Source organism: Amycolatopsis sp. WAC 01376, from assembly GCF_003947415.1.
Taxonomy (GTDB): Bacteria; Actinomycetota; Actinomycetes; order Mycobacteriales; family Pseudonocardiaceae; genus Amycolatopsis.
Genome location: NZ_QHKL01000007.1, coordinates 15,547 through 39,895, shown reverse-complemented (window position 1 = coordinate 39,895; position 24,349 = coordinate 15,547). Strand labels below are relative to the sequence as shown.

General features: G+C 67.2%; 17 protein-coding genes. 2 read left to right on the top strand and 15 right to left on the bottom strand.

The window, feature by feature from the left end; all coding sequences use genetic code 11:
• Window positions 1–13: 13 nt before the first annotated feature.
• Window positions 14–1,267 carry an HNH endonuclease signature motif containing protein gene (locus DMH03_RS30790; RefSeq protein WP_125795516.1) on the bottom strand — a complete coding sequence of 418 codons (1,254 nt, stop codon included), beginning with the start codon at window positions 1,265–1,267 and terminating at the stop codon, window positions 14–16.
• A 214-nt stretch (window positions 1,268–1,481) separates the two neighbouring features.
• Window positions 1,482–2,825: an MFS transporter gene (locus DMH03_RS30785; protein ID WP_125795515.1), complete on the bottom strand. Its 1,344-nt coding sequence runs from the start codon at window positions 2,823–2,825 to the stop codon at window positions 1,482–1,484.
• Between the two features lie 54 nt (window positions 2,826–2,879).
• Here DMH03_RS30785 and DMH03_RS30780 point away from each other — a divergent pair, with 54 nt between their 5' ends.
• The gene (locus DMH03_RS30780) at window positions 2,880–3,434 is read left to right on the top strand and encodes a hypothetical protein (RefSeq protein WP_125795514.1); all 555 of its coding nucleotides are present in this window, start codon (window positions 2,880–2,882) and stop codon (window positions 3,432–3,434) included.
• On the opposite strand, the gene DMH03_RS30775 is transcribed toward DMH03_RS30780, so the two are convergent.
• A complete protein-coding gene (locus tag DMH03_RS30775) occupies window positions 3,412–3,816 on the bottom strand; it encodes a hypothetical protein (protein WP_125795513.1) in 405 nt (134 codons plus the stop codon). The two genes, DMH03_RS30780 and DMH03_RS30775, sit on opposite strands and share 23 nt — an antisense overlap.
• A gap of 571 nt (window positions 3,817–4,387) precedes the next feature.
• On the opposite strand from DMH03_RS30775, the gene DMH03_RS30770 reads away from it, so the two are divergent.
• Window positions 4,388–5,014: a hypothetical protein gene (locus DMH03_RS30770; protein WP_233611730.1), complete on the top strand. Its 627-nt coding sequence runs from the start codon at window positions 4,388–4,390 to the stop codon at window positions 5,012–5,014.
• An 80-nt stretch (window positions 5,015–5,094) separates the two neighbouring features.
• Here DMH03_RS30770 and DMH03_RS30765 read toward each other — a convergent pair whose 3' ends face one another.
• The 12 genes from DMH03_RS30765 to DMH03_RS30710 all read right to left on the bottom strand — a co-directional run bounded on the left by DMH03_RS30765 (window position 5,095) and on the right by DMH03_RS30710 (window position 24,309).
• Window positions 5,095–8,844 carry a glycoside hydrolase family 2 TIM barrel-domain containing protein gene (locus DMH03_RS30765; RefSeq protein WP_125795512.1) on the bottom strand — a complete coding sequence of 1,250 codons (3,750 nt, stop codon included), beginning with the start codon at window positions 8,842–8,844 and terminating at the stop codon, window positions 5,095–5,097.
• Between the two features lie 22 nt (window positions 8,845–8,866).
• Window positions 8,867–10,324 carry a family 43 glycosylhydrolase gene (locus DMH03_RS30760; RefSeq protein ID WP_233611729.1) on the bottom strand — a complete coding sequence of 486 codons (1,458 nt, stop codon included), beginning with the start codon at window positions 10,322–10,324 and terminating at the stop codon, window positions 8,867–8,869.
• 2 nt (window positions 10,325–10,326) lie between these two features.
• Window positions 10,327–12,861, bottom strand: a complete 2,535-nt coding sequence (locus DMH03_RS30755; RefSeq protein ID WP_125795510.1) for an alpha-L-arabinofuranosidase C-terminal domain-containing protein — start codon at window positions 12,859–12,861, stop codon at window positions 10,327–10,329.
• 40 nt (window positions 12,862–12,901) lie between these two features.
• A complete protein-coding gene (mmsB, locus tag DMH03_RS30750; RefSeq protein ID WP_199749091.1) occupies window positions 12,902–14,149 on the bottom strand; it encodes a multiple monosaccharide ABC transporter permease in 1,248 nt (415 codons plus the stop codon).
• Window positions 14,150–14,152: 3 nt separating this feature from the next.
• The gene (gene mmsA, locus DMH03_RS30745) at window positions 14,153–15,676 is read right to left on the bottom strand and encodes a multiple monosaccharide ABC transporter ATP-binding protein (protein WP_199749090.1); all 1,524 of its coding nucleotides are present in this window, start codon (window positions 15,674–15,676) and stop codon (window positions 14,153–14,155) included.
• 4 nt (window positions 15,677–15,680) lie between these two features.
• Window positions 15,681–16,808 carry a multiple monosaccharide ABC transporter substrate-binding protein gene (chvE, locus tag DMH03_RS30740; protein ID WP_125795509.1) on the bottom strand — a complete coding sequence of 376 codons (1,128 nt, stop codon included), beginning with the start codon at window positions 16,806–16,808 and terminating at the stop codon, window positions 15,681–15,683.
• Window positions 16,809–16,834: 26 nt separating this feature from the next.
• Window positions 16,835–18,340: an L-arabinose isomerase gene (araA, locus tag DMH03_RS30735; RefSeq protein WP_125795508.1), complete on the bottom strand. Its 1,506-nt coding sequence runs from the start codon at window positions 18,338–18,340 to the stop codon at window positions 16,835–16,837.
• A complete protein-coding gene (locus DMH03_RS30730) occupies window positions 18,337–19,023 on the bottom strand; it encodes an L-ribulose-5-phosphate 4-epimerase (protein WP_125782774.1) in 687 nt (228 codons plus the stop codon). Before DMH03_RS30730 ends, araA begins: the two co-directional genes overlap by 4 nt.
• Window positions 19,020–20,693, bottom strand: coding sequence for a ribulokinase (gene araB / locus DMH03_RS30725; RefSeq protein WP_125795507.1), 1,674 nt, complete (start codon window positions 20,691–20,693; stop codon window positions 19,020–19,022). The genes DMH03_RS30730 and araB overlap by 4 nt, the downstream gene beginning before the upstream one ends.
• 99 nt (window positions 20,694–20,792) lie before the next feature.
• Window positions 20,793–21,776, bottom strand: coding sequence for a galactofuranose ABC transporter, permease protein YjfF (gene yjfF, locus DMH03_RS30720; protein ID WP_125795506.1), 984 nt, complete (start codon window positions 21,774–21,776; stop codon window positions 20,793–20,795).
• Window positions 21,773–22,810 (bottom strand): ABC transporter permease, encoded by a 1,038-nt coding sequence (locus tag DMH03_RS30715; RefSeq protein ID WP_125795505.1) that lies wholly within the window; start codon window positions 22,808–22,810, stop codon window positions 21,773–21,775. Before DMH03_RS30715 ends, yjfF begins: the two co-directional genes overlap by 4 nt.
• Entirely contained in the window at window positions 22,807–24,309 is a 1,503-nt protein-coding gene (locus DMH03_RS30710; RefSeq protein WP_199749115.1) for a sugar ABC transporter ATP-binding protein, read from the bottom strand. The genes DMH03_RS30715 and DMH03_RS30710 overlap by 4 nt, the downstream gene beginning before the upstream one ends.
• Window positions 24,310–24,349: the final 40 nt, after the last annotated feature.

The following is a 24,349-nucleotide window of genomic DNA, read 5'->3' as shown; positions in this document are numbered from 1 at the left end:
CGGGCTCCTCGGATCAGACGTGGTGGAGGGTGTTGCGGCGGGGTTTTCGGAGCGGATCTCGGTATTGGGGCGGGATGAACTCCGGTAACCCATCGGCGGCCATCCGGACTTCCCAGTCACCGTGGTGGATCAGCCGGTGATGGAAACCGCAGAGCAGCACGAGATTCCGGAGGTCCGTAGGGCCTCCGTCTGCCCAGTGATGAATATGGTGTGCGTGGCAATTCTTGGGCCGCCGATGGCATCCGGGGAACGCACAGCCACCGTCCCGGATGTTCAACGCACGTCGCTGGCCGGGAGTGACGAACCGTCTCAACCGTCCCACATCGAGAGGTTCCCCGGCGGCGCTCATCACGACCGGGAGCATCAGACAGTCGCAGGCCGCCAGCCGGGCCTCGCGAGCTGTCATCGTCCCGACGAAATCCAAGCAGGCAGTCCCGAGACCGGACTTCAACTCGTCGAGCCCGATCGTGACATGCAGCAGAGTGCGATAGCCACTGGTGCCCGGCTGGTCCGGGCAGGCGATCGCCAAGTCCAGGATATCGACCCACGCATCACCCATGCGCTCGCATTTCATCCGCAGATCGGCTTGACCGAATTCGTCCACCGGCCGCGGCGCCGCGTGCGCCTCCAAAGCCGCCGCAGTGCGGGCACCCGTCTCATCGTCGAGCAAGCCGGTGAGCTTCCAGTAACCGTCCTTGCGGCGCTCCAGGGTGATCTCGCGGCGCGGTTCCTTGGGTTCGGGATCCTTCGCCTCATTCCCGTCCGGATCCAGCCACGCCAACAGATTCGCCTCGGCATCCACCAACTGTCGGGGACCGGCGTCGCGGGCGAGGTCGGCGAGGATCTTCTCCGCACTCGCCCGATCCTCAACAGAGGTGTCGACGGGAAGCTTCTTCAAGATCTCCAGGATCTGGTCGATCCGCTCATCCCCGACCAGCCCCTCAGCGGCGACCGCGGCCGTAGCCGGTGCGGCAGGCGGAACCTCCGTGCCATCCAGAGCACGCGTGGGATTCAGAGCGATGGCCCGATTCACCACCGCACCCGCCTCACCGACCGACAATCCCGCTACATCAGCGAACCAGTTGGCCGTGCGGCCATAGCCGTACAAGTCTTTGACGCCACGAGACTCGATCTCCGCCAAGAACTGCCCCAGTCCGGCGGTGGCCATCCGAATCACCTGCAAGGACTGCTGCACGCCATGAGCAAGCTCCAGCTTGCCAGCACGCCACAGTTCTCGCGGCAACTCGGAAAGAAAGGTCTCGGACACCCCTCAAGAATACCGCAAAACAATCGAACAAGCGTTCGTAATTTTAAGCGACGATGAATTCGAACCTGCAACACTGAAGGGTGATGATGTCAGGAACGATCGAACGCCCGCGTAATCGGGCTGAACATCGGCCTCGTCCGGCCAGGGCGAGCCGAACCTCTCCACCCCAAATGCGACCACCCAAAGAAGCAATTAGCCGACTAATTGCAAAGAATCAAGCCGCAACGACCCGCGAGCGCTCCGGAAGCCGAAGCGCGGCAGCAACACCACCAGCAGCAACAAGACCCACAAACCCGAACACGACACCAAAAGCCAACACGGGCCGCGCTTCAAGCCCCGCCAGGATGGCGCCCGTCACCGCCACCCCGGCCACCGCGCCCACCTGACGAACCGTGTTGAACAGTCCCGAGACGCCGCCCGCGGCATCGGGTCCGGCCGACGCCATCGCGATGGCGGACAGCGGTGACCACGCCAGAGCGTTGGCAGCACCCAGAAGCGCGGCGCCGACCGAGATCCACCAGGGATTCAGGCTCAACACCACCACCAGCCCGATGAGCAGCAAACTCACCGCCAGCAGGCTCATGCCGAGTATCGCCGGCCGCCGCCCGCCCACCCGGTCGACCCAGCGACCGGCCGGTGGCGACAACAGGATCGCGACGACGGCGTCCGGTGCCAGGACCATCGCGGCTTCCATCGGACCGAAACCGCGCATCTCTTGGATGTAGAGCATGGTGGGCAGTGCCATCGCGAGGACCGTCGCGCCGAGTGACGCCATCGCGAGGCTCGCGGACAAGTACCCGGACGAGCGATAGAGCCGCAAGGGCACGAGGGCGTCCTCGCCTTGCCCGCGTTCTCGGAACCAGAAACCGATGAGCAACGCGACGGCAAGGACGGTCGCGGGCAGTGAAAGCGCGCGCCAGGACAGCAAGGCCCACACGAGAAGGCTGAGACCGGCCGTGCTCAACGCGGCACCGAGCAGATCGAAACGCGTGGTGTTCCCGGGGCTTCCCGGAATCAGGCGAAGGCCCACGACCACGGCGATGGCGCAGAGCGGCACGTTCACCCAGAAGATCCAGCGCCAATCCAGGCTCGCCGTCAACAGCCCGCCCAGAATGGGGCCGAGCAAGGTCGCGGCCGCCGCCACCGAGCCCCAGATGCCGAAAGCGCGCCCTCTCTCGTCTTCGGCGAAGAGCCGTCGGATCAACGTGAGTGGTTGCGGTGACATCGCGGCCGCCGCCAGGCCTTGCAGGATCCGGAACGCGATGAGCCATCCGATCGACGGCGCGAGCCCGCACAGCGCCGAGGCGACGCCGAAGCCTCCCATGCCGAAAAGGTAGACACGCTTCGGATCGAAGAGATCTCCCAGCCTGCCGGCGACCAGCAGCGGAACCGAAAACGCGAGCAGGTAGCCCGCCGTCACCCAGAACAACGCGGCGACGTCCCCGCCCAGTTCGGCTTGAATGTTCGGGCTCGCCACCGCGACGATGGTCGTATCCAGCAGGAGCACGAAGAACCCGGCGAGCAGGGCCGCGAGCCCACCCCATCTCGAGGAACCCATATCGCACACCTTATCCACGGGACAGCCAGGAGGAACGCGGTCTAGGGTCTTGCCATGACCGCTCTTCCGCGCGGCGGCGGCCCCGCCGGGGCCTTGGTGGCCGTCGAAGCGAGCATCGAGGACCGCTGGCGCCGTTTCCTCCAGGAATACGGTGTCACCGCCGGAACGGAAGCGGAGAACGACCTCGCCGAATTGGTCGTCGCCGACACTTCCGCGTTCGAATGGCGTGTGGTCGACGCGGCCCTCGACAGGTTGACATGCAGCGATTGCGGCCACGCACTCGGCGCGGGGCCCACCGGCTGCGGGAAATGCGACCAGGCCAACGGATTCCGGTTCGCGGCCATCGAGACCGACCGGCCGGCGACACCGCCGGGCACCGAGCACGGGCTCCGCGTCGCCACCGCCGTCGCCCGCACCCGGCACCGCTACGGAGTGCGTGCCCGCTGCGGTTTCGAACTCGGACTCCCGCTCCTTCTCCAGGGACAACTGACCGGTACGGCTCAAGCGCAGGCGTACCGGGCAGCGATCAACAAGCTCACCGAAGAGGAATGCGAACGCGTGACCTCGTTCGACGAGGTCACGCGGCTCAGTAGTCGTCGCGTCCGGTGAACTGCTGCTCCAGCAGCTCCGCCGAACCCGCGACGAGTTCGAGCGGGTCGGTGAACTCGTTGATGTCGAGGTTCACCAACGGCAGGGAATGGCGCAGCACCAAGTGCTCCCCCATGACCACCAATCCGCCGACGACGATCGTGTTGCCGATCTCCGTCAGCACGCTCGCGAGGTCGACCTGGTCCACGCGCGCGAACGGTGTCGCGATCTGCACCCAGTCCTCGCGGCGATCGAAGACCTCCCGCGCGATGACCACGGTCTGGGCACGCTCCTCGTAGTCGTCGTCGCCGTAGGACAACCGGATGCGAACTTCGTCCGGTTCGTCCTTCACCACCCGATATTCGTGCCGTACGAACGCGACCAGATCGGCCCATTCCGCCATGAATTCAGTCTCCTTCGCAGTCGAAGATCAAGACTAGCGACTACCCCGGGCGAAGAGAGCGACCCCGGCCCGACATCACCCGGACAGCGGCGGACCGTGCGTGTTCCGATACCGAGGTTGTATTGAGAGGTAAGGCAAACGTGTCGTGTTCGCAGGCGGGGTCGACGGTGGGGCGAAGGGTTTCCCTTCGCTGCGTCTGATGCGGTGATGGACGCCTTCGGACCTGGCTGGACACGGGTTCGACGGCGGCAGCGACTCGTGAGTGAGCCCTGACCCTCCTTGACTATCCACAAGGACACTTTCGGGGACGCGGGTGCCCGATTTAGGCTAATTGCGCGTTTTTGAGAGGGGGTCGTGAGTGGTAATGACGGTTAGAACGCTCGTTACCACTCACGACCGGGACGCTTGCCTTACCTCTCGATACTCCTGTGGGTGAACCGAGCACGCCGTCGGCCTTGATGACTCCGCGCCGGAGAATTGCCATTGATCGAATCAGCGGGCAACACGGTCGCCCGTATGCCTTCTCGATCTTGCTGTAATCTCCGGCGGCATCTTCGACAGGGGAGACCAGGTGACGAAAAACGATAGCGGCCGGTCGAAAACTGACCGCGGCAGAAATACAGAAACCTCGGAACCGGCAGTGACAGCGGCGCTTGTCAGCCGACGTGGAGTGATTTTGGCGGCCGTCATAACCGCGGTGGTGGGCCTCGTGGGCACGGTGGTCGTGGCACTCATCAACACCGGTTCGCAGCCGGCGAAAGGCGCCGAGGTGCCATCCGCGTCATCGCCGCAAGAGGTATCCAGCGCGCGGGAACAAGGGAACAAGCCCGCCGAAGCCGTTCCCGAGCAGGTGAAACTCGACGCGGACATGGGGGCCGACCTCGACGAGCCCCGCGTCACCCCGGTGTCCACCTCGGGGCCCAATGGCGACGTAGACCTCCACTTCGACGGAAACTATTTGGCTTCCAATCGATCAGGCCTGTTCTACTACTACGGAACAGAACAGGAAGCCAAGGCGCAGTGCCCGAAGATCGTTTCCGAGGGAAAGGGAAAAGTTCCCGGACCCGAGGTGCTATTCGCCGGTGGTCAACATTGCCTGCGGACTTCCAAGGGAACGGCCGGATGGCTCGGCGTGAACGATGTCAAGATCGACGGCGATTCCGGCTATATCGTCCTCAATTACAAGTTGTTCCCCTAGCGGGATGAGCCCGCCGCCGACGGTGCCACGAAAGCCACTACACCCGATGAGGTGACAGTGGCTTTCGCGACGTCCGAAGGTCAGCCCCCGGTCGGCAGCCCCGCCCGCGCTTCCTGCTGGGTCAACGGCCGAAGCGACAGCGTGTACTCGTACGTGCTGTCCGGCTGGACCTGACTGCGTTCCCGCACCGGGTTGGGCGTGTCCCCGACGCCGGTCACCGCGTGGCTCGCGTGCAGCGTGAACCAGCCCTTGTTGCGCTGCAACTGGAACGGGTACGCCGCCCGGTCGAGGTCGTCGAACGGTGTCACGCTGACGTCGTTCGCTCCCCCGACCAGCAGGCCACCGGTCCGACCGTCGGTGAGCAGCGCCCATCGGCTGTCGGTGTGGTTGCCGTGGTCCTGCGGCCGGTGGTACCCGACGTACTGCTGGTCCACCGTGCTCGACTGCACGCCGATCGGCGTCCCGTCCCGGCGGTCGACGTAACTCTCGGCTTTTCGCCCATACCAGGCGAACCGGTCATATCGATCCGGTACGGCCAGTGAGACGCCGATCCGGGGCAGATACGGCAGGGTGCGCACGCTCCCCTGCGGCACCACCCGGTTGCCGAGGCTCAGGGTTCCGGTCCGGTCGACGGTGTAGGTCATCGTCTGGTCGAACCACGCCCCGGCGACGTCCGGCGCCGCGACCCGGCTGTCGACGATCACCCGCACGCTTCGCGAGCCGTCCTTCTCGACCCGCACTCCCGTGACCGTCGTGTTCAGCCGGTCCAGGCCTGCCTTGCGCCAGTCCTCGCCCTCGGCCCTGCCCCAGGCGAAGGTCTCGTTGCTGATGGGTGCCCGCCACGCGTCGAGTTCCGGCCCGGCGGTCAGCAGTTCCTTGCCCTGGTGCCGGATGGACGCCAGCGCGCCGGTGGTCTTGTCCACCCGGTACGTGACCCCGGCCGCCGACGCCGTCACCGAACCCGCGTCCTCGACGACTCCGACGGCCTTCCCGTCGAGCGGACTCCGGTCCAGACCGGGGATCCGTTTCCCGCCCAGGGAGAACTGGTCGTGCGCCAGTACATGTCCCCGCGCGAGCATGGGCTCGGCCTGGGTCGTCACCGCCTCGACAGTAAGGAACCGCTCGCGGTCCGCGGGATTCGGCGGCACCGGAACGGCGACCCGCCCGGTCGCCCCCGCGCCGACCCGCAACGGCTGCTCGCCGCGGGCGACGATCCGTGAGCCTTCCTGGATCCGCCAGCGCAGGTTCAGCTCGTCGGTGCCCTTGAACTGCCGCTCGTTGGTCACCGACAACGAACCACCCGAGTAGGCGAACCGGAGCGGCTGGTGTGCCCACGCCATCTGCGCGGTCTCCGGCTGTGCCGAACGATCCGAGTCGATCAGGCCGTCCACACCGGACAGACTGGAACCATAGGACAAGTGACTGCCCTGGTCCGTGACGCTGTCGAAATCCAAAGCCAGCACCGCACCGCCCGCCGGAGCGGCACCGGACAGCTCCGCGGCGGACAGCGGCTTGTCGTAGATGCGGACGTCGTCGACGGCGCCGCGACCCATCCAGCCGATGTTCGACGGGTCGTTCCACGACGTCTCGAAGTCGCGGCCGACGTCGACCTCCGCCGAAGACTGGTCGATCGCGCCGGTGAACGGTTTGCTGCCGACCTCCTTGCCGTCGAGATAGAGCCGCAGGGCCGTGCCGTCGTAGGTGCCGCTCACCCGGTGCCAGTTGCCGTAGAAGTCGGCGGGCACCTTGGCCTGCACCGCCTGCCACGTTCCACTGTGGATGAAGAACTCCAGCGTGTCCTGCGTCTTCATCTTGAGCGCGTACTGGTGGTCGCCCTTGCCGAGGATGCGGAAGTCGCCGGTCCATTTCCCCGGTTTCACCCAGGCGTCCAGCGTAAGCGCCTTTCCGGTGATGTCGAGTTTCCGGTCGCGGTAGACCTCGACGAAGTCGTCCAGTCCGGACAGCGCCAGCGCCTTGCCGCGATGGCCGTCGACCAGATCCGGTTTGCCGCTGAGATGCGCCGAGATGTCGTTGCCCGACGAATCGGGCGTGGTCCGGATCCGCTGCCGGATGTTCTGTTCCGCCCAGTCCCAGATGAACCCGCCCTGGGTCTGCGGGTTCGCCCGGATCGTGTCCCAGAACTCCCGGAAGTTCCCGAGGCTGTTGCCCATCGCGTGGGCGTACTCGCCGAAGATCAGCGGTTTGGTGGTGTTCTTCGCCTGCTCGGCGAACTTCTCCGGGGACGGATAGCGCGGCCCCCACACATCGGCGAACGGTGCGTCGCCGTCCGGGTTGTTCGACTGGTGGTAGATCGGCCGGGTCGGCTCGTTCGCGTCCAGCCATTCCGCCAGCGCGAAGTGATGCGCGCCGAGGCCCGCCTCGTTGCCCGTGTCCCACAGGAAGACGCTCGGATGGTTCTTGTCCCGTTCGACCATGCCGATCATGCGGTCGAAGAACGCGTCCCGCCAGGCCGGGTCGTTCGCCTGGCAGTACTGAGCGCAGTTCTCGTGGTTGTGGGTCTCGATGTCGATCTCGTCGTCGATCCAGAGCCCGTGCCGGTCGGCCAGCTCGTAGAAATAGGGATCCGACGGGTAGTGCGACGTGCGGACCGCGTTGACGTTGAGCTGCTTCATCAGCGCGACGTCGCGTTCCTGCGCGCGCCGGGGCACGTGCCTGCCGTGATCCGGATCGCTCTCCGCCCGGTTGACGCCCTTGAACAGCACCCGTTTCCCGTTGACCAGCAACTGCTTGTCGCGGATCTCGATCTCGCGGAACCCGACCGTCTCGCTCGTGATGTGCGTGACGCGGCCGTCGGGCGCGGTCAACGTGAGGACGGCCGTGTACAGGTTCGGCGTCTCGTCGGTCCACTTCGCGGGGTTACGGACGGGCAGGTTCAGCGTGGTCTTGCCACCGGCGTCGACCTCCCCGCTCGTGGTGCCGACCTCCTTGCCCGCGGCGTCGCGCAGGCTCAGCCCGGCCCGGTGCTTGCCCGTGGTCCCGCCGGGTTTGGTGGCGACCTCGACCGCGGCCTTGAGGGTGGCGTCGGTGTAGGTCGCGTCGAGGTCGGTCGTCAGTCCCACGTCCTGGATGAACGTCCCCGGCGCCGAATGCAGGGTCACCGAGCGGAAGATGCCCGAGTACCGCCACTGGTCGACGTCCTCCAGGTAGGCGCCCGCGCTCCAGCGGTGCACCTGCACGGCGATCCGGTTCGGTCCCGGACGGAGCGCGGAGGAGATGTCGAACTCCGCCGGTGTGTAGCCGCCCTGGTCGTAGCCGATGTACCGCCCGTTCACCCAGACGAAGTACGCCGACGTGACCCCCTCGAAGCGCAGGAACGTCTCGCGTTCCGTCCAGTCCGCGGGCAGGGTGAAGTCGCGGACGTAGGCGCCGGTCGGGTTGACGTCACGCGGGACGCGCGGCGGGTCGTCGGGCTGGATCTCGGTGGCGATGTTGCGGAAGATCGGGTGGTCCAGACCGTCCGTCTGCCACGTGTGCGGGACGGACACCTCGCGCCAGCGCGACGCGTCGTAACCGTCCTCATGGAATCCCGCCGGGACCTGCGACGGGTTGTCCGCCATCGCGATCCGCCACTTGCCGTCGAGCGACTGTGTGTAGGGACTGCGTTCATCGCGGCGAGCCGCGGCGGAGACGTCCGCATAGGGACGCAGGTAGGCGTGCGGTGGCTCCTGGCCTTCGGCGACCTTCCGTGGATCGTCGAGGTAGGACTGGACGTCGGCGGGTGCTCCGCCGGCCGCGGCCGATGAGCCGGCCGCGACCAGGGTCCCGGCGAGCATCGCCAGGACCAGGACGATGGGGCGTGTTCGCAGCACTGCGTTCAACCTCCCAGGGAGTTCAGCTGAGCCGGAAGCTGACCCGTTGACGATCCCGCACCGCGGTACCGGGACGGAAGACCAAGATCCTTCCCTTGTCGTGGGCCAAATAGGTGGCGGATTCACCCGGCAGGCGGAACGACACCGCCAGCCGGTCGGCAAGGCCCGGCACCTGGGTGAAACTCGCCGCCCGGCCGTAGGCGTCGCTCTCGTCGTACGGATCGATCCGCACGGTCGAGGCGTCGACCACCCGGACGTAGCGGTCCGGGAAGTTCACCGATTGCAGTGCGACGGTTCCCGCTCCGCGGAACCCCGCGACGATCCGGAACTGCGAGTCGGCGAGCTCACGGACGTTGCCATCCGCCGTCAGCCGGTACTCGTAGTGCCGAACGTACAACACCGGATCGTCCAAAGGGGACAGTCGGACACAAGGCCCGCCTTTGCCGACCGGGACGCCGAAACTCGGCGTCCCGTCATCGTTCCAGTACAGCCGCTGGACTCTCGTGTGCCGGTTCGGGTCGTACAGCGGGTCGCCGGTGATGTCGCGGTAGTCGCGGGCGTGGTAGACGAGCACGTCGGACCCGTCCTCGGCGACGGTGAACGAGTTGTGCCCCGGGCCGTACTGCCGGGTCGCCTCGTTCGTGGTGAACACCGGCTGCGGCGACTTCGTCCAGGACCGCGGGTCGAGCAGGTCCGAACGTTCGTCGGCGGTGAGCAGCCCCATGCAGTAGCGGGCGTCGGTGGCGCTCGCCGAGTAGGTCATGAACACCCGGCCGTTGCGGATGAGCACCGCCGGCCCCTCGTTGACCTTGAATCCCTGGATCTCCCACGGCAGCGTGGGCACCGCGAGCCGGACGGGATCACCCTTGATCGCCAGCGGCGAGGCCATCTCGGCGAGGTACACGTTGCTGTTGGTCGCGATCCCGGGTTCGCTCTGCGCCCAGGCGAAGTACCGTTTGCCGCGATGCTCGAACGTCGTCGAGTCGAGCGTGAAGGTGTCCCATTTGGTCACCATCTGCCCCCGTAGCACCCACGTGCCCGCTCGAGGATCGTCCGAAGTGGACTCCAGCACGTACGTCCGGATGCGGAACACGTCGTCCGAGTCGCCCGCGGCGAAGTAGACGTACCAGCGCCCGTCGATCCGGTGCAGTTCCGGCGCCCAGATGTGGCCGCCCATCTTCCCGGACGACGGCCGTCGCCAGATCGTCGTCTCCCTGGCGGTTGCCAGGCCGTCGATCGTGGCGGCGCCGCGCACGACGATGCGGTCGTACTCCGGCACCGAACCGGTCAGGTAGTACATCCCGTTCACCGGCCGGGTGATGAACGGGTCGGCCCGCTGTTCGACCAGCGGATTCCGGGTGGTCAACGACGCGGGATCGGCCTCGGCGGCCTGGGCCGTACCCGGCGCCAGACTGCCGACGGCGGTGGCGGCCAGCAAGCCGCCGCCCGCTCTGAACAGGTCACGACGGTCGATCGTCATGGTCATCCCCTCACTCGGGCCGGGAACCGCAGGAACGTCACGGAGTTCGGTGGGAAGGTGTAGGCGAAGCTGGTCGACACGCCGGAGAACCGCGACTCGCGCGGCGCGATCGGCGTGGCGAAAGCGGTGTTGACGTCGTCCGGTGAGCCTTGCAACGTCGTCACGCGGGCGGTCGAACCCGGCTGGACGCGGGTGCCGAGATCGACCCGGGTGCGGGCGGCCGAGGTCTGGGCGTTGACGACCTTGACCACGAGTTCGCCGGTCTTGACGTCGCGGGTGACGACCTGGCGGAACGGTTCGGCGACCTTGTCGTCGGTGAACGAGCCCCACTTCTGCCCGTCGAGGAACAGCGTCACCTGACGGCCGCGGACCTCGACCCGCAGGTCGTACTGCCTGCCGGTCTCGATCTTGGTGTCGTTCTGGAGCAGAGTCTGCTTGCCGCCGCCTTCGGTCTTCTCGACGGCGGACACGGTGTTGTTCCAGCCGCCGAGGTTCCACCAGTAGTTGTTGCCGGTGTCCTTGACCCCGAACGCGACCAGGAAGCCTTCTTTGCCACCCGTCTTGGTCGCCTTCACGGAGAAGTCGTAGTTGCTCCAGGACGGATCGCCCGCGGTCACGAGGGTGTTCTCCGCGGCCTGGTCGGACTGGACGTAGGCCCCGTTCGACACTGCCCACGATCCCCGTCCGGCCACCTTCGACCAGCGTGAGTCGTCGCCGGAGAAGTCGTCCGAGAACAGCTGCGCACCGTCGGCCGACGTGATCTTGACGTCGTCGTAGGCCGCGCTCGTGGCCCAGGTCGACAGCCCGATCGCACCCGAGATCGGCGCGACGGTCGCCGGCGTGGCGGAGGCCTTGCTCGGAACCACGTGGTCGCCGACGTTGGTCATGAACAGCTTCTGCGTCTCGTAACTGGCCGAACCCCACGAGCGCTGGTTGTCGAACCAGATCATGTCCGGTTTCCACTGCACGTAGTCGGTGTTCGCCAGCAACGGCGCGTACGACGCGAGCTTGACGACGTCGGCGTTCCGCTCCAGCCCGGTCATGTACGCGGCTTCGGCCAAGGCGTTGCCGAACTTGTTGTCCAAGGACGCGTACTCGCCGAGGAAGACCTTGGGGCCGTTGCGGTCGTAGGTGTCGTAGCGCTGGTTGTTCTGGAGGAACCACTGCGGACTGTTGTAGTAATGCTCGTCGACCATCGAGACCTTCGCGTTCCGGTTCAGGTCCCACAGCCGGTCGAACGTCGTGCCGGTGTCGTCCGGTCCCGAGTTGCCGATCACCGTGATCCCCGGGTATTTCGCCGTGATCGCCTTCCGGAACTCGGTGAAGCGGGCGAAGTACTCGTCGGGCAGGTTCTCCTCGTTGCCGACGCCGACATGCGTCAGGTTGAACGGCGCCGGATGCCCCATCTCGGCCCGTTTCTTACCCCAGGCCGAGGTGACCGGGCCGTTGGCGAACTCGATCAGGTCGAGGGTGTCCTGGATGTGCCGCCGCAGCAACGCCGGGTCATCGGTCGCCTTGTTCTGCCCGCAGCCGGTGACCAGCGCCGGCACCACCGGCAGCGGCATCGCGCCGATGTCCTCGGAGAACTGGAAGTATTCGTAGTAGCCGATGCCGTAGGACTGGTTGTAACCCCAGAAGTTCGCGTTCGTGGCCCGCTGTTCGACCGGGCCGATGGTGTCCTTCCACTGGTACGAACGCTTCCGTTCCCAGTTCGGCGCCTCGTAGCCCTGGTGGCTGCCGGTGTTGACGAGGCAGCCGCCGGGGAAGCGTACGAAACCGGGCTTCAGCGCGGCGATCTTCTCCGCGAGGTCGGCCCGCATGCCGTTGGGGCGGTTCTTGTACGTGTCGCGCGGGAACAGCGACACCATGTCCAGCCGCAGCGTCCCGCCGCCGGACGCGGTCAGCGCGAGCCTGCCCAGCGCACTCGACTCCCGTGCCCGGACGGTGCCGGTGTAGCGCACCCAGCCGTCGCCGCGGACCTGGACCCGCAGCGGATCGGCGAGCGCCTTGCCGGCCGGATCGGTGACGGCCACCGTGAGCGGCGTCCCCGCCGCCCGGTCGGTCCGGGCGAACACCGAGAAGTCGTACTGCTTGCCCGACTCGACCCGGATCCCCGAGTTGTAGCCGGAATTCGCGACGCCGTACTCGCCGCGGGCGAGGTCGAGCTCGAGATAACGGCGGTTCCGTTCGTTGAGCCGCCGGTCGTCGTCGGCCACCGTCGCCGTGCCGGTTCCCCCGTCGATCGCCGTGGGTGCCCACGACGTCAACGGCGTATACGACGCGTTGTCGGCCTTGTCGTACTCGAAGGAGCGGTTCTGCACGAGTTCGGCGTACAGCCCGCCGTCCGCCGCGCGGTTGATGTCCTCGAAGAAGACGCCGTACATCGAACGGTCGATCGTGGCACCACGTCCCGCCGCTTCCACGGCGAGGCTGTAGTCGGTCGTCGGTGTTTGGCCCGAAGCGGTCTGAACGGGCACGAGGACACCGGCGGCGATGGTCAGGGACAGCACACTGATCCGGGTTGACCTGCTGCGCACAACACTTCCTTTCGCGACGTTGCGAGGAAACCGGGAGAGATCAGGCGGCGGTACGGGCCCGCCGTTTGGTCCAGATGTCGTAGGCGACGGCGGCGAGCAGCACGAATCCCTTGACCAGGTTCACGCTCTCGGTCGGCGCGCCGATGAGGGACATGCCGTTGTTGATCACGCCCATGATCAGGCCGCCGGTGATCGCGCCGACCACCTTGCCGACGCCGCCCTGCACCGCGGCGCCGCCGATGAACGCGGCGGCGATCGCGTCGAGTTCGAACATGTTGCCCGCGGTCGGACCGGCCTGGTTGAGCCGTCCGGCCACGATGATCCCGGCGAGCGCGGAGAGCACGCCCATGTTGACGAAGATCCAGAACGTCACGGCCTTGACCTTCACGCCGGACAGGGTCGCGGCCTGGAGGTTCCCGCCGATGGCGTAGATGTGGCGGCCGAACACGGCCCGCGTCGTGACCAGCGAGTACCCGATCACCAGCACCGACAGCAGGATCAGCACCCACGGCAGGTTCTTGTACCGCGCCAGCTGCACCACCACGAACAGCACGACGGCGGCCGCCGCGGCGATCTTCAGCAGGAACATCGGCAGCGGATCCACCTCTTGCAGGTAGTTCAGCCGGGCCGTGCGCTTGCGCCATCGCGAGACGACCGCGCCGCCGATGGCCAGGACGCCCACCAGCAGGCTGACCACGTCGGCGCCGCCGAGCGGACCGAGCCCGATGTTGCCGAGATAGCCGCCGGTGAACCCGTTCGCCAGCGTCCGCACCTCGTCCGGGAACGGCCCGATCCCCTGGTTCCCGAGCACGGTCAGGGTGAGGGCGCGGAAGATCAGCATCCCGGCCAGCGTCACGATGAACGCCGGGATGCCGAAGTAGGCGACCCAATACCCTTGCCACGCCCCGATCACCGCGCCGACCGCCAGGGTGATGAGCAGCGCGAGCGGCCACGCCATGCCCATGTTCACCATCAGCACGGCCGAGATCGCGCCGGTCAGCGCCACCACGGAACCGACCGACAGGTCGATGTGCCCGGCGATGATGATCAGGATCATGCCGATCGCGAGGATCAGCACGTACGAGTTCTGCACGATCAGGTTCGAGATGTTCTGCGGTTCCAGCAGCGCGCCGCCGGTGAGGATCGAGAACAACACGACGATCAGCGCGAACGCGACGTAGATGCCGCTCTCGCGCGGGTTGAACGAGATCCGGCGCGGTGCCCTGGCCGGCGCGGCTCCCTGCTGTTCCGGGACACCGGTGGCGGTGTCAGCGGAGGCGGTGCTCATGTCTTACTCCTGTTCCCTGGTCATCGCCCGCATGAGGACCTCTTGGGTGGCCTCGGCCCGGCCGACCTCGCCGGTGATCCGGCCGGCCGACAACGTGTAGATCCGGTCGCACAGACCGAGTAGCTCCGGCAGCTCGGACGAGATGACCAGGACGGCCTTCCCCTCGTCGGCGAGCCGGTTGATGATCGTGTAGATCTCGTACTTCGCGCCGACGTCGATGCCGCGGGTGGGCTCGTCGAGGATCAGCACGTCCGGATCGGTGAGGATCCATTTGGACAGCACGACCTTCTGCTGGTTGCCGCCGGAGAGCGTGCCGGTCACGCTGCGCACGTCCGGTGCCTTGATGTTCATGCTCTTGCGGAATTCTTCGGCGACCCGGTGTTCTTCGTTCTCGTCCACCCAGCCACGCCGGGCGAGTTTGCCCAGCGCGGCGCCGGAGATGTTGCGCTGAATGTCCTCGATGAGGTTGAGCCCGTAGCGTTTGCGGTCCTCGGTGGCGTACGCGATCCCGTTGGCGACGGCGTCGCCGACCGTGCGCACCTCGATCTCCTTACCGTCCTTGACCAGCCGTCCGGAGATATCCTTGCCGTACGAACGGCCGAACACGCTCATCGCGAGTTCGGTCCGCCCGGCGCCCATCAGTCCCGCCAGCCCGACGATCTCGCCGCGCCGCAACGTCAGGCTCGCGCCGTCCACGACGACGCGGCCGTGCTGCGTCGGACTGTGCACGGTCCAGTCCTCGATCCGGAGGACCTCGTCGCCGATCCGCGGTTCCCTCGGCGGGAAGCGGTTCTCCAGTTTCCGGCCGACCATCCCGGCGATGATCCGGTCCTCGGTGACCGCGGCCGCGTCCAGTGTTTCGATCGTCCGGCCGTCGCGCAGGATGGTGATCGAGTCGGCGATCGCGGCGATCTCGTTGAGCTTGTGCGAGATCAGGACGCAGGTGACGCCGTCCTCGCGGAGGCCGCGCAGCAGTTCGAGCAGATGCGCCGAATCGTCGTCGTTCAGCGCCGCCGTCGGCTCGTCCAGAATCAGCAGTTTGACCTCTTTGGACAGTGCCTTGGCGATCTCGACCAGCTGCTGTTTGCCGACGCCGATGTCGAGCACCGGCGTCACCGGGTTCTCCCGCAGGCCGACGCGTCGCAAGAGCTCGCCCGCCTGCTGGTTGGTCCGGTTCCAGTCGATCAGCCCGCCGCGTGCCTTCTCGTTGCCGAGGAAGATGTTCTCCGCGATGGACAGCTGCCGGCACAGCGCGAGTTCCTGGTGGATGATCACGATGCCGCGGCGTTCGCTGTCGCGGATCGCGGAGAACGCGCACGGCTCGCCGTCGAAGACGATCTCGCCGTCGTACGAGCCGTGCGCGTAGACGCCCGAGAGCACCTTCATCAGCGTGGACTTGCCCGCGCCGTTCTCGCCGCAGATCGCGTGGATCTCTCCCCGGCGCACCGACAGGTTGACGTCCTGCAGCGCCTTGACGCCGGGGAAGGTCTTGGTGATCCCCCGCATCCGAAGGATTTCGTCGGTCACGTCGCTACCTCAGCTGTTCCGCTTTGTAGTAGCCCGAGTCGATGAGTTCCTTCTGGTAGTTCCCCTTGTTGAGGATCACCGACTCCAGCAGGAACGCCGGGACGACCTTCTGGCCGTTGTTGTAGTCGGTGGTGTTGTTGGTCTCGGCCTTGCCGCCCTTGAGCACCGCGTCGGCCATCTTGACCGTGGTCTCGGCGAGTTTGCGGGTGTCCTTGAAGATCGTCGAGTACTGCTCACCGGCGATGATCGACTTCACCGACGCGACCTCGGCGTCCTGGCCGGTGACCACGGGGTACGGCTGGCCCGGGGTGCCGTAGCCGTTGCTCTTCAGCGCCGAGAGGATGCCGATGGAGAGCCCGTCGTACGGCGAGAGCACGCCCTGCACCTTGTCGCCGGAGCTGTAGGTCTTGGTCAGCAGGTCTTCCATCCGCCGCTGCGCGGTCGCGGCCTGCCAGCGCAGGATCGCCGCGACGTTGAACGCGGTCTGGCCGCTCTTGACGACCAGCGTCCCGTTGTCGAGGTACGGCTTCAGCACCGACATGGCACCGTTGAAGAAGAACGTCGCGTTGTTGTCGTCCGGCGAACCGGCGAAGAGCTCGACGTTGAACGGTCCCTTGCCCTCACCGGGCGAACCGTCCTCCTTGAGCACCTTGAGCCCGGTGAGCAGCGACGTCGCCTGCTGCACGCCGACCTTGAAGTTGTCGAAGGTCGCGTAGTAGTCGACGTTCGGGGTGTTGCGGATCAGCCGGTCATAGGCGATGACCGGGATCTTCTTGTCCGCGGCCTCCTGCAGCTGGGTGGTGATCGCGGTGCCGTCGATCGAGGCGATCACGAGCAGCTTCGCGCCCTTGGTGATCTGGTTCTCGATCTGGTTCACCTGGGTGGGGATGTCGTCCTCGGCGTACTGCAGATCGACCTGGTAGCCCAGCTTTTCCAGCGCCGCCTTGATGTTGTCGCCGTCGTGGATCCAGCGCTCCGACGATTTGGTCGGCATGGTGACGCCGACGAGGCCGCCGGCGGCACCGGTCGCGGCCGCCTGCTGATCGACGGATTTCTCACTCGAACCGCAGGCCGTGAGCGCGGCACCGAGGCCGACCGCCACGGCCACTGTGGCCAGTTTCGTGAACTTCATTGTTCCTTCTCTCCGGTGGGGACCGATCAGAATCCTTGTGCGAGCCGGTAATAGGCCTGGTTCCAGCGCATCCGGTCGGCGATCGAAGCGGGTGTCGTCGCCTGGTCGATCACCAGCAGCTCGACGTCGAGCATGGTGGCGAAATCCCGGATCGATTCGGCGCCGACGGCCTGCGTGAGCACCGTGTGGTGCGGCCCGCCCGCGGTGATCCAGGCTTCGGCGGACGTCGCCAGCGACGGCGCCGGCTTCCAGACCGCGCGCGCCACCGGCAGATTCGGCAGCGGCTCGTCCGGCGCGACGACCTCGACTTCGTTGGCCACCAGGCGGAATCGGTCGCCGAGGTCGGCGAGGCCGATCACGACGGCGTCACCGGCGGCGGCGTCGAACACCAGCCGGACGGGGTCCTCGCGGCCGCCGATACCGAGCGGGTGGATCTCGCACGAAGGTTTGGCGGCGGCGATGCTCGGGCAGACCTCGAGCATGTGCGCGCCGAGGATCTTCGGTTCACCGGGACCGAAGTGGTAGGTGTAGTCCTCCATGAACGACGTCCCACGCTCGGAGTCGCGGCCCATCGCCTTCACCGCGGTCAGCAGCGCGGACGTCTTCCAGTCCCCCTCGCCGCCGAAGCCGTAGCCGTCGGCCATCAGGCGCTGCACCGCGAGACCCGGGAGCTGCCGCAGTCCACCGAGATCCTCGAAGTTCGTCGTGAACGCGCCGAAACCGCCGTTCGACAGGAACGTGCGAAGCCCCTGCTCGATCCGGGCCGCGTAGCGCAGCGACTCGTGCCGCTCGCCCGCCTTGGTCAACTCCGGAGCGAGCGCGTACGAGTCGGCGTACTCCTCGACGAGCGTGTCGACCTCGGCGTCGGGCACCGCGTCGACCAGCGCGACGAGTTCGTTGACGCCGTAGGTGTTCACCGAGACGCCGAACTTCAGCTCCGCCTCGACCTTGTCCCCGTCGGTGACCGCGACATCGCGCATGTTGTCACCGAACCGGGCGAGTTTGAGCGAGCCGATCGTCTGGCGGCCGACCGACGCCCGGATCCAGGCGTCGATCCGGTCGGCGACCGACGGATCCGCCGCGTGCCCGGCGATGGTCTTGCGCGGCACGCCGAGGCGGGTCTGGATGTAACCGAACTCGCGATCGCCGTGCGCGGCCTGGTTCAGGTTCATGAAGTCCATGTCGATGGACTGCCACGGCAGTGCCTCGTTGAGCTGGGTGTGCAGATGCAGCAAGGGTTTCCGCAGCGCGTCGAGGCCGGTGATCCACATCTTCGCCGGCGAGAACGTGTGCATCCACGCGATCACGCCGACACAGGCGTCGTCCGCGTTGGCCTCGAGCATCACGCGCCGGATCGCCGACGGTTCGGTCAGCACCGGCTTCGCGACGATCCCGGCCGAGATCCGGCCGGTGTCGGCCAGCATCCGCTGGATCTGCAACGACTGGCCCGCGACCTGTTCGAGGGTTTCCTCGCCGTACAGCGCCTGGCTCCCGGTGAGGAACCAGACCTCGGTCTTCCGCTGTGTGCTCACTTCTCTCCCTGCTGGCCGTAGACGTTCTGGTAGCGCGCGTAGAGCCGGTCCACGTCCTGTTCGGACAGTGGTTCCGGCGTTCCCAGCGCGGAAGCGATGTGGACGGTCTTCGCGACGTCCTCGACCATCACCGCGGCCTTGACCGCGTCCCTTGCGGTGCGGCCGACGGTGAACGGGCCGTGGTTGCGCATCAGCACCGCGGGCGAGCGGCTGGACCGCAGGGTCTCGACGATGCCCCGGCCGATCGAGTCGTCGCCGATCAGCGCGAACGGCCCGACCGGGATCTCCCCGCCGAACTCGTCGGCGATCATCGTGAGCACGCAAGGGATCGGCTCCCCGCGCGCCGCCCACGCGGTGGCGTACGTCGAATGCGTGTGAACGACTCCGCCGACCTCGGGCATGTGCCGGTAGACGTAGGCGTGCGCGGCCGTGTCCGAAGACGGCGCCAGGTCGCCGTGGACGACTTCGCCGTACAGGTCGGTGACGACCATCGTGTCGGCGGTCAGGTCGCCGTAGGACACCCCGGACGGTTTGATCACCATCAGGTCGTGCCCGGGGACACGCGCCGACACGTTGCCCGCGGTCCAGATGACCAGCTCGTAGCGGGTCAGTTCACTGTGCAACCGGGCGACGGTGTCCCGCAGTTCTTCGAAGGTGTCCGTGATCTCCACGGCGAGGCTCATCGGTGCTGTCCTTTCCTGGCGGCACGGCGGCGGGCGGCGAGCCGATGCATGACGTCGTTGGTCCCGCGGCCGAAGTAGTCGTGCAGCGCGGCGTACTCGGCGTAGAGGTCGTCGTAGGCCTTCACGTTCTCGGCGATCGGGCGGTGGACCGCGCGGCGGACCGAGCCCATCGCGAGCGCCGCGGCCGGCACGTCCGGATGCGCTCCCGCGGCGACGGCGGCGTGGATCGCCGAGCCCAGCGCGGGACTCTGCGCCGAACCGGCCACCGAAAGCGGCAGATTCGTGACGTCGGCGTAGATCTGCATCAGCAGCGGGTTCTTGACCAGGCCTCCGGCGACGATCAGTTCGGTGACCGGCACCCCGGCGCGGTCGAATGTCTCGATGATCGTCCTGGTGCCGAAGGCGGTCGCTTCCAGCAGCGCGCGGTAGGTGTCCTCGGCGCGGGTCGCGAGCGTCTGCCCGACGACGACGCCGGAAAGCTCGTGGTCGACCAGCACCGACCGGTTCCCGCTGTGCCAGTCGAGCGCGACGAGTCCGTGCTCGCCGATCTCCTGCGTCGCGGCGAGCCGCGTGAGCAGTTCGTGGACGGAGATCCCCGCCTCCCGCGCATCGTCCACATAGGACGCCGGGACGCCGTGTTCGACGAACCAAGCGAAGATGTCCCCGACGCCGCTCTGGCCTGCCTCGTAACCCCACTGCCCGGAAACGATCCCGCCGTCGACGACGCCGCACATCCCCGGCACCTCGCGCAGTTCGGCGCCGTTCATCACGTGACAGGTGGAGGTGCCCATTATCGCGACCATCTGCCCCGGCTCCACCGCCTGGACGGCGGGCGCGGTGACATGCGCGTCGACGTTGCCGACGGCGACCGCGATGCCTTCCGGCAGCCCGGTCCATTCCGCCGCTTGGGCGCTCAGGCTTCCCGCCTTGGCGCCGAGAGCGCCCAGCGGATGCACGAGCTTGTCGTCCACAAAGGACCCAAACCCGTGTGCGAGCTCCTTCAGGAACTCGGCGCTCGGGTAGCGGCCGTCCTGGAGGATGCCCTTGTACCCGGCGGTGCACGCGTTGCGCACATAGGTCCCGGTGAGCTGCCAGACGATCCAGTCGGCGAGTTCGACCCAATGCCGCATCCGGTCGTAGACCTCGGGCGCCTCTTCGAAGATCTCCAGCGCCTTGGCGAACTCCCATTCCGAGGAGATCAGCCCGCCGTAGCGCGGGAGCCACGACTCGCCGCGCTTCCGTGCCAGCGCGTTGATCCGGTCCGCCTGCGGCTGCGCGGAATGGTGCCGCCACAGCTTCACGTAGGCGTGCGGATTCCCGGCGAACTCGGGCAGTTCGCACAGCGGCGTGCCGTCGGCCGTGGTCGGCACCATCGTGCAAGCGGTGAAGTCGGTGCCGATGCCGATCACGTCGGCGGGGTCCGCGCCGGCGGCGCGGACGGCTTCCGGCACGGCGGTGCGGAGGACGTCGACGTAGTCCGACGGCACCTGCAGCGCCCAGTCCGGCGGCAGACCGTGCCCGGTCCGCGGCAGGATCCGGTCGATCACGCCGTTCCGGTACTCCGAAACCGCGCTGCCCAGTTCCGCGCCGTCGCGGACGCGGACCACGACGGCCCGGCCGGACAGCGTCCCGAAGTCGACGCCGACGACCAGCGGCTCCCCTGTACTCACTTCTTCTCCCGCACTGTTAGCGTTCACATTTCTGGTCGAAAACCCGGATCACGCGTGTTACGGCTCCAATCACGCGAGTTACGCCTCTGATCACGCGAGTTACGTGGTCCGCCTGCCGACGAGGCGTTGCAGGACGATGAAGGCGAACAGCAGCGCACCGGTGATGATCGAGGTCCACCAGGAGTTCAGCGTGCCGTCGAAGGTGATCAGGGTCTGGATGATGCCCAGCACCATGATCCCGAGCACCGTCCCGAGGACGTAGCCGGAGCCGCCGGTGAGCAACGTGCCACCGATGACGACGGCCGCGATCGCGGTCAGCTCCAGCCCGACGCCGTTGAGCGGATCGCCGGAAGACTTGTACAGCACCAGGAGCAGGCCGCCGAGCGCCGAGCAGAACCCGCTGAGCGTGTAGACCGAGATCCGCGTGCGGCCGACGTTCAGGCCCATCAGCAGCGCCGACTTCGGATTCCCGCCGATCGCGTAGACCGTCCGGCCGAACCGGGTTCCGTAAAGGACATACGCGGCGACGGCGACCACGACCAGCGCGACGACCACGCCGATCGAGAGGTGCAGTTCCGCACCGAGCGGGATCTGCGTCTGCGCGAGGCTCGCGACCGTCGGGTCGTCGATCGAGTACGCCTGGGTGCTGATCGTGTAGCAGAGCCCCCTGGCGAAGAACATCCCGATCAGGGTGGCGATGAACGGCTGGATCTCGAACACCTGGATCAGCACGCCCATCCCGAAGCCCAGCGCCGCGCCGATCGCGAGCACCGCGGGGATCACCGCGAAGACCGGCCAGCCCTGGTTCTGCAGCAGGTCGGCGGAGACCACAGTGGACAGCGCCACGACCGAACCCACCGACAGGTCGATCCCGCCGGCGAGGATCACGAACGTCATCCCGACGGCGACGACCAGCAGGAAGGCGTTGTTGATGAACAGGTCGAGCACGACCTGTCCGGAGCCGAACGCCGGGTAGCTCGACGCGCCGTAGAGGTAGGCGCCGATGAGCATCGCCATCGTCGCCAGGATCGGGAGGTGCCGCTGCCGTGGCCTGTAGCCCTTGATGCGGTCGAGTGTCGTCATACCCCGGCCTCCACCTTCTCCGGCAGGACGGCGGCTGGCGGGGGCGCCGCTTTTCGCCGCCTGGCGAGCTTTTTGCGGAACACCGGCGACTGCAGCAGGCAGACCGCCAGCACGACCACGGCCTTGAACAGCATGATCGCCTGCGGCGCGATGCCGAGCGCGTACACGGTCGTCGTCAAGGTCTGGATGAGCAGCGCGCCGATCACCGAACCGGTGAGCGAGAACCGGCCGCCGGTGAGCAGTGTCCCGCCGATGACGACGGCGAGGATCGCGTCCAGTTCGATGAACTGCCCGGCGTTGTTGCCGTCGGCGCTGTGCACGTTCGCGCTGATCATCAGCCCGGCGATACCGGCGCAGAGCGCGCAGAAGACGTAGGTCAGCCAGATCAGCCGGGACGACCGGAGCCCGGCGAGCCTGCCTGCCTCCGGGTTGCCGCCCACCGCTTCGACCAGCAGCCCCAGCGCCGACCGGCGGACCAGCACCGCGGCGATGGCGAACACGGCCAGCGCGATGAGGATCGCGCTGGGCAGGCCGAAGGTGAACCCGCTGCCGATCCATTCGTAGGGATGCGAATTGACGGTGATGATCTGGCCGCCGGTGATCAGCTGGGCGATGCCGCGGCCCGCGACCATCAGGATCAGCGTCGCGATGATCGGCTGGATGCCCAGCACCGCCACGAGCCAGCCGTTCCACACCCCGAGCGCGAGGGCCAGCCCCAGCGCCATCCCGACCGCGGCCAGCGTCCCGCCGAGGCTGTTCTGGTCGCCGAGTCCGCTGATGTGCAGGCAGGCGAGCGCGCCGCTGATCGCGACGACCGCGCCGACGGAGAGGTCGATCCCCCGCGTCGCCACCACCAGGGTCATGCCGATCGCGATGAGGATCAGCGGGGCGCCGTTCTTGAGGATGTCGATCAGGTTCCCGTAAAGGTGCCCGTCGCGGAGTTCGATCGCGAAGAACGCCGGATGGGCGATGAGGTCACCGAGCAGCAACGCCAGCAGCGCGGCGACAGGCCAGAACAAGCGATGCTTGGTCATCGTGCGACTCCTTCCGCCATCGTCGCCATGACGCGGTCCGCGGCCAGCGATTCGTTGTCCAGTACGGCGACCACCGCGCGGTCGCGCAGCACGAGGACCCGGTGGCTCAACCGCAGCACCTCCTCGAGTTCGGCGGAGATGAACACGACGGCCATCCCCTCACTCGAAAGCCGGGCGACAAGCCGCTGGATCTCCGTCTTGGCGCCGATGTCGATCCCGCGTGTCGGCTCGTCGAGGATCAGCAGCCGGGGTTCGGTGATGAGCCACCTCGCGAGCAGCACCTTCTGCTGGTTGCCGCCGCTCAGGTCTCCGACCTTCGCTTCCGCGTTGGCGGGACGGATGTCGAGCATCTCGATGTAGCGCTCGGCGATCTCGTCCTGCCGCCGTCGCGGGATCGGCCGCGCCCAGCCCCGCGAGGCCTGCAACGCGAGCACGATGTTCTCGCGCACGGTGAGTTCCTCGACGAGGCCTTCGGTCTTGCGGTTCTCCGAACAGAACGCGATGCGGTGGTCGAGACCGGTCCGCGGACTCTTCAGCGACACCGGCTCACCGTTGATCCGCACCGAACCGCCGTCCGCGTGATCGGCGCCGAACAGCAGCCTGGCCAGTTCGGTGCGACCGGAGCCGAGTAGCCCGGCCAGGCCGACGACCTCGCCCGCCCGGATGTCGAGCGAGAACGGCGCGACACCGCCCTTGCGGCCGACGTCCTCCGCTTCGAGGAACACCGGCGCCCCGGCGAGGTCGGACCGGCTGTGCCCCGCGTCCTCGATGTCTTCGAGGGCCTCGAGTTCCTTGCCGATCATCCTGGTCACCAGGTCGACCGGGGTGATCTCCTCGGTGCGGTACTCCCCGATCAGCTTCCCGTTGCGCAGCACCGTCATCCGGTCCGCGACGGCGAAGACCTGCTCGATGAAATGGGAGACGAACAGGATCGCCATCCCCTGCTCCCGCAACGACCGCACCACGTTCAGCAACTGCTCGACCTCGCCGGCGTCCAAACTGGACGTCGGTTCGTCGAGGACGAGCACACGCGCGTCGACGTCGAGCGCCCTGGCGATCGCGACCAGTTGCTGCACCGCGATGGAACAGCCGCCCAGTTCCGCCGAAACGTCCACTTCGACGTCCAGCCTGGCCAGCAGCGCGGCCGCCCGGCGGCGCATCTCGCGCCAGTCGATGCGGCCGCGCCGTCGCGGCTCCTTGCCGAGGCAGATGTTCTCCGCCACCGACAGGTTCGGGCAGAGGTTCACTTCCTGGTAGACGGTGCTCACGCCGGAGCGCTGCGCCTCTCCCGGACCGCTGAACGCGACCGGGGAGCCGTCGAGTTCTATCGTGCCCGCGTCCACCCCGTGCACGCCGGTGAGCACCTTGATCAGGGTGGACTTGCCGGCGCCGTTCTCACCCATCAGGGCGTGCACTTCGCCGGGGAACATCCGGAAGGAGACGTCGTCGAGGGCGACCACGCCGGGGAATTCCTTCCGGATGTGGCTCATCCGCAGCATCGCAGGGGGTTCTGTCATCGCTGACCTTGTTCTCGGTGGA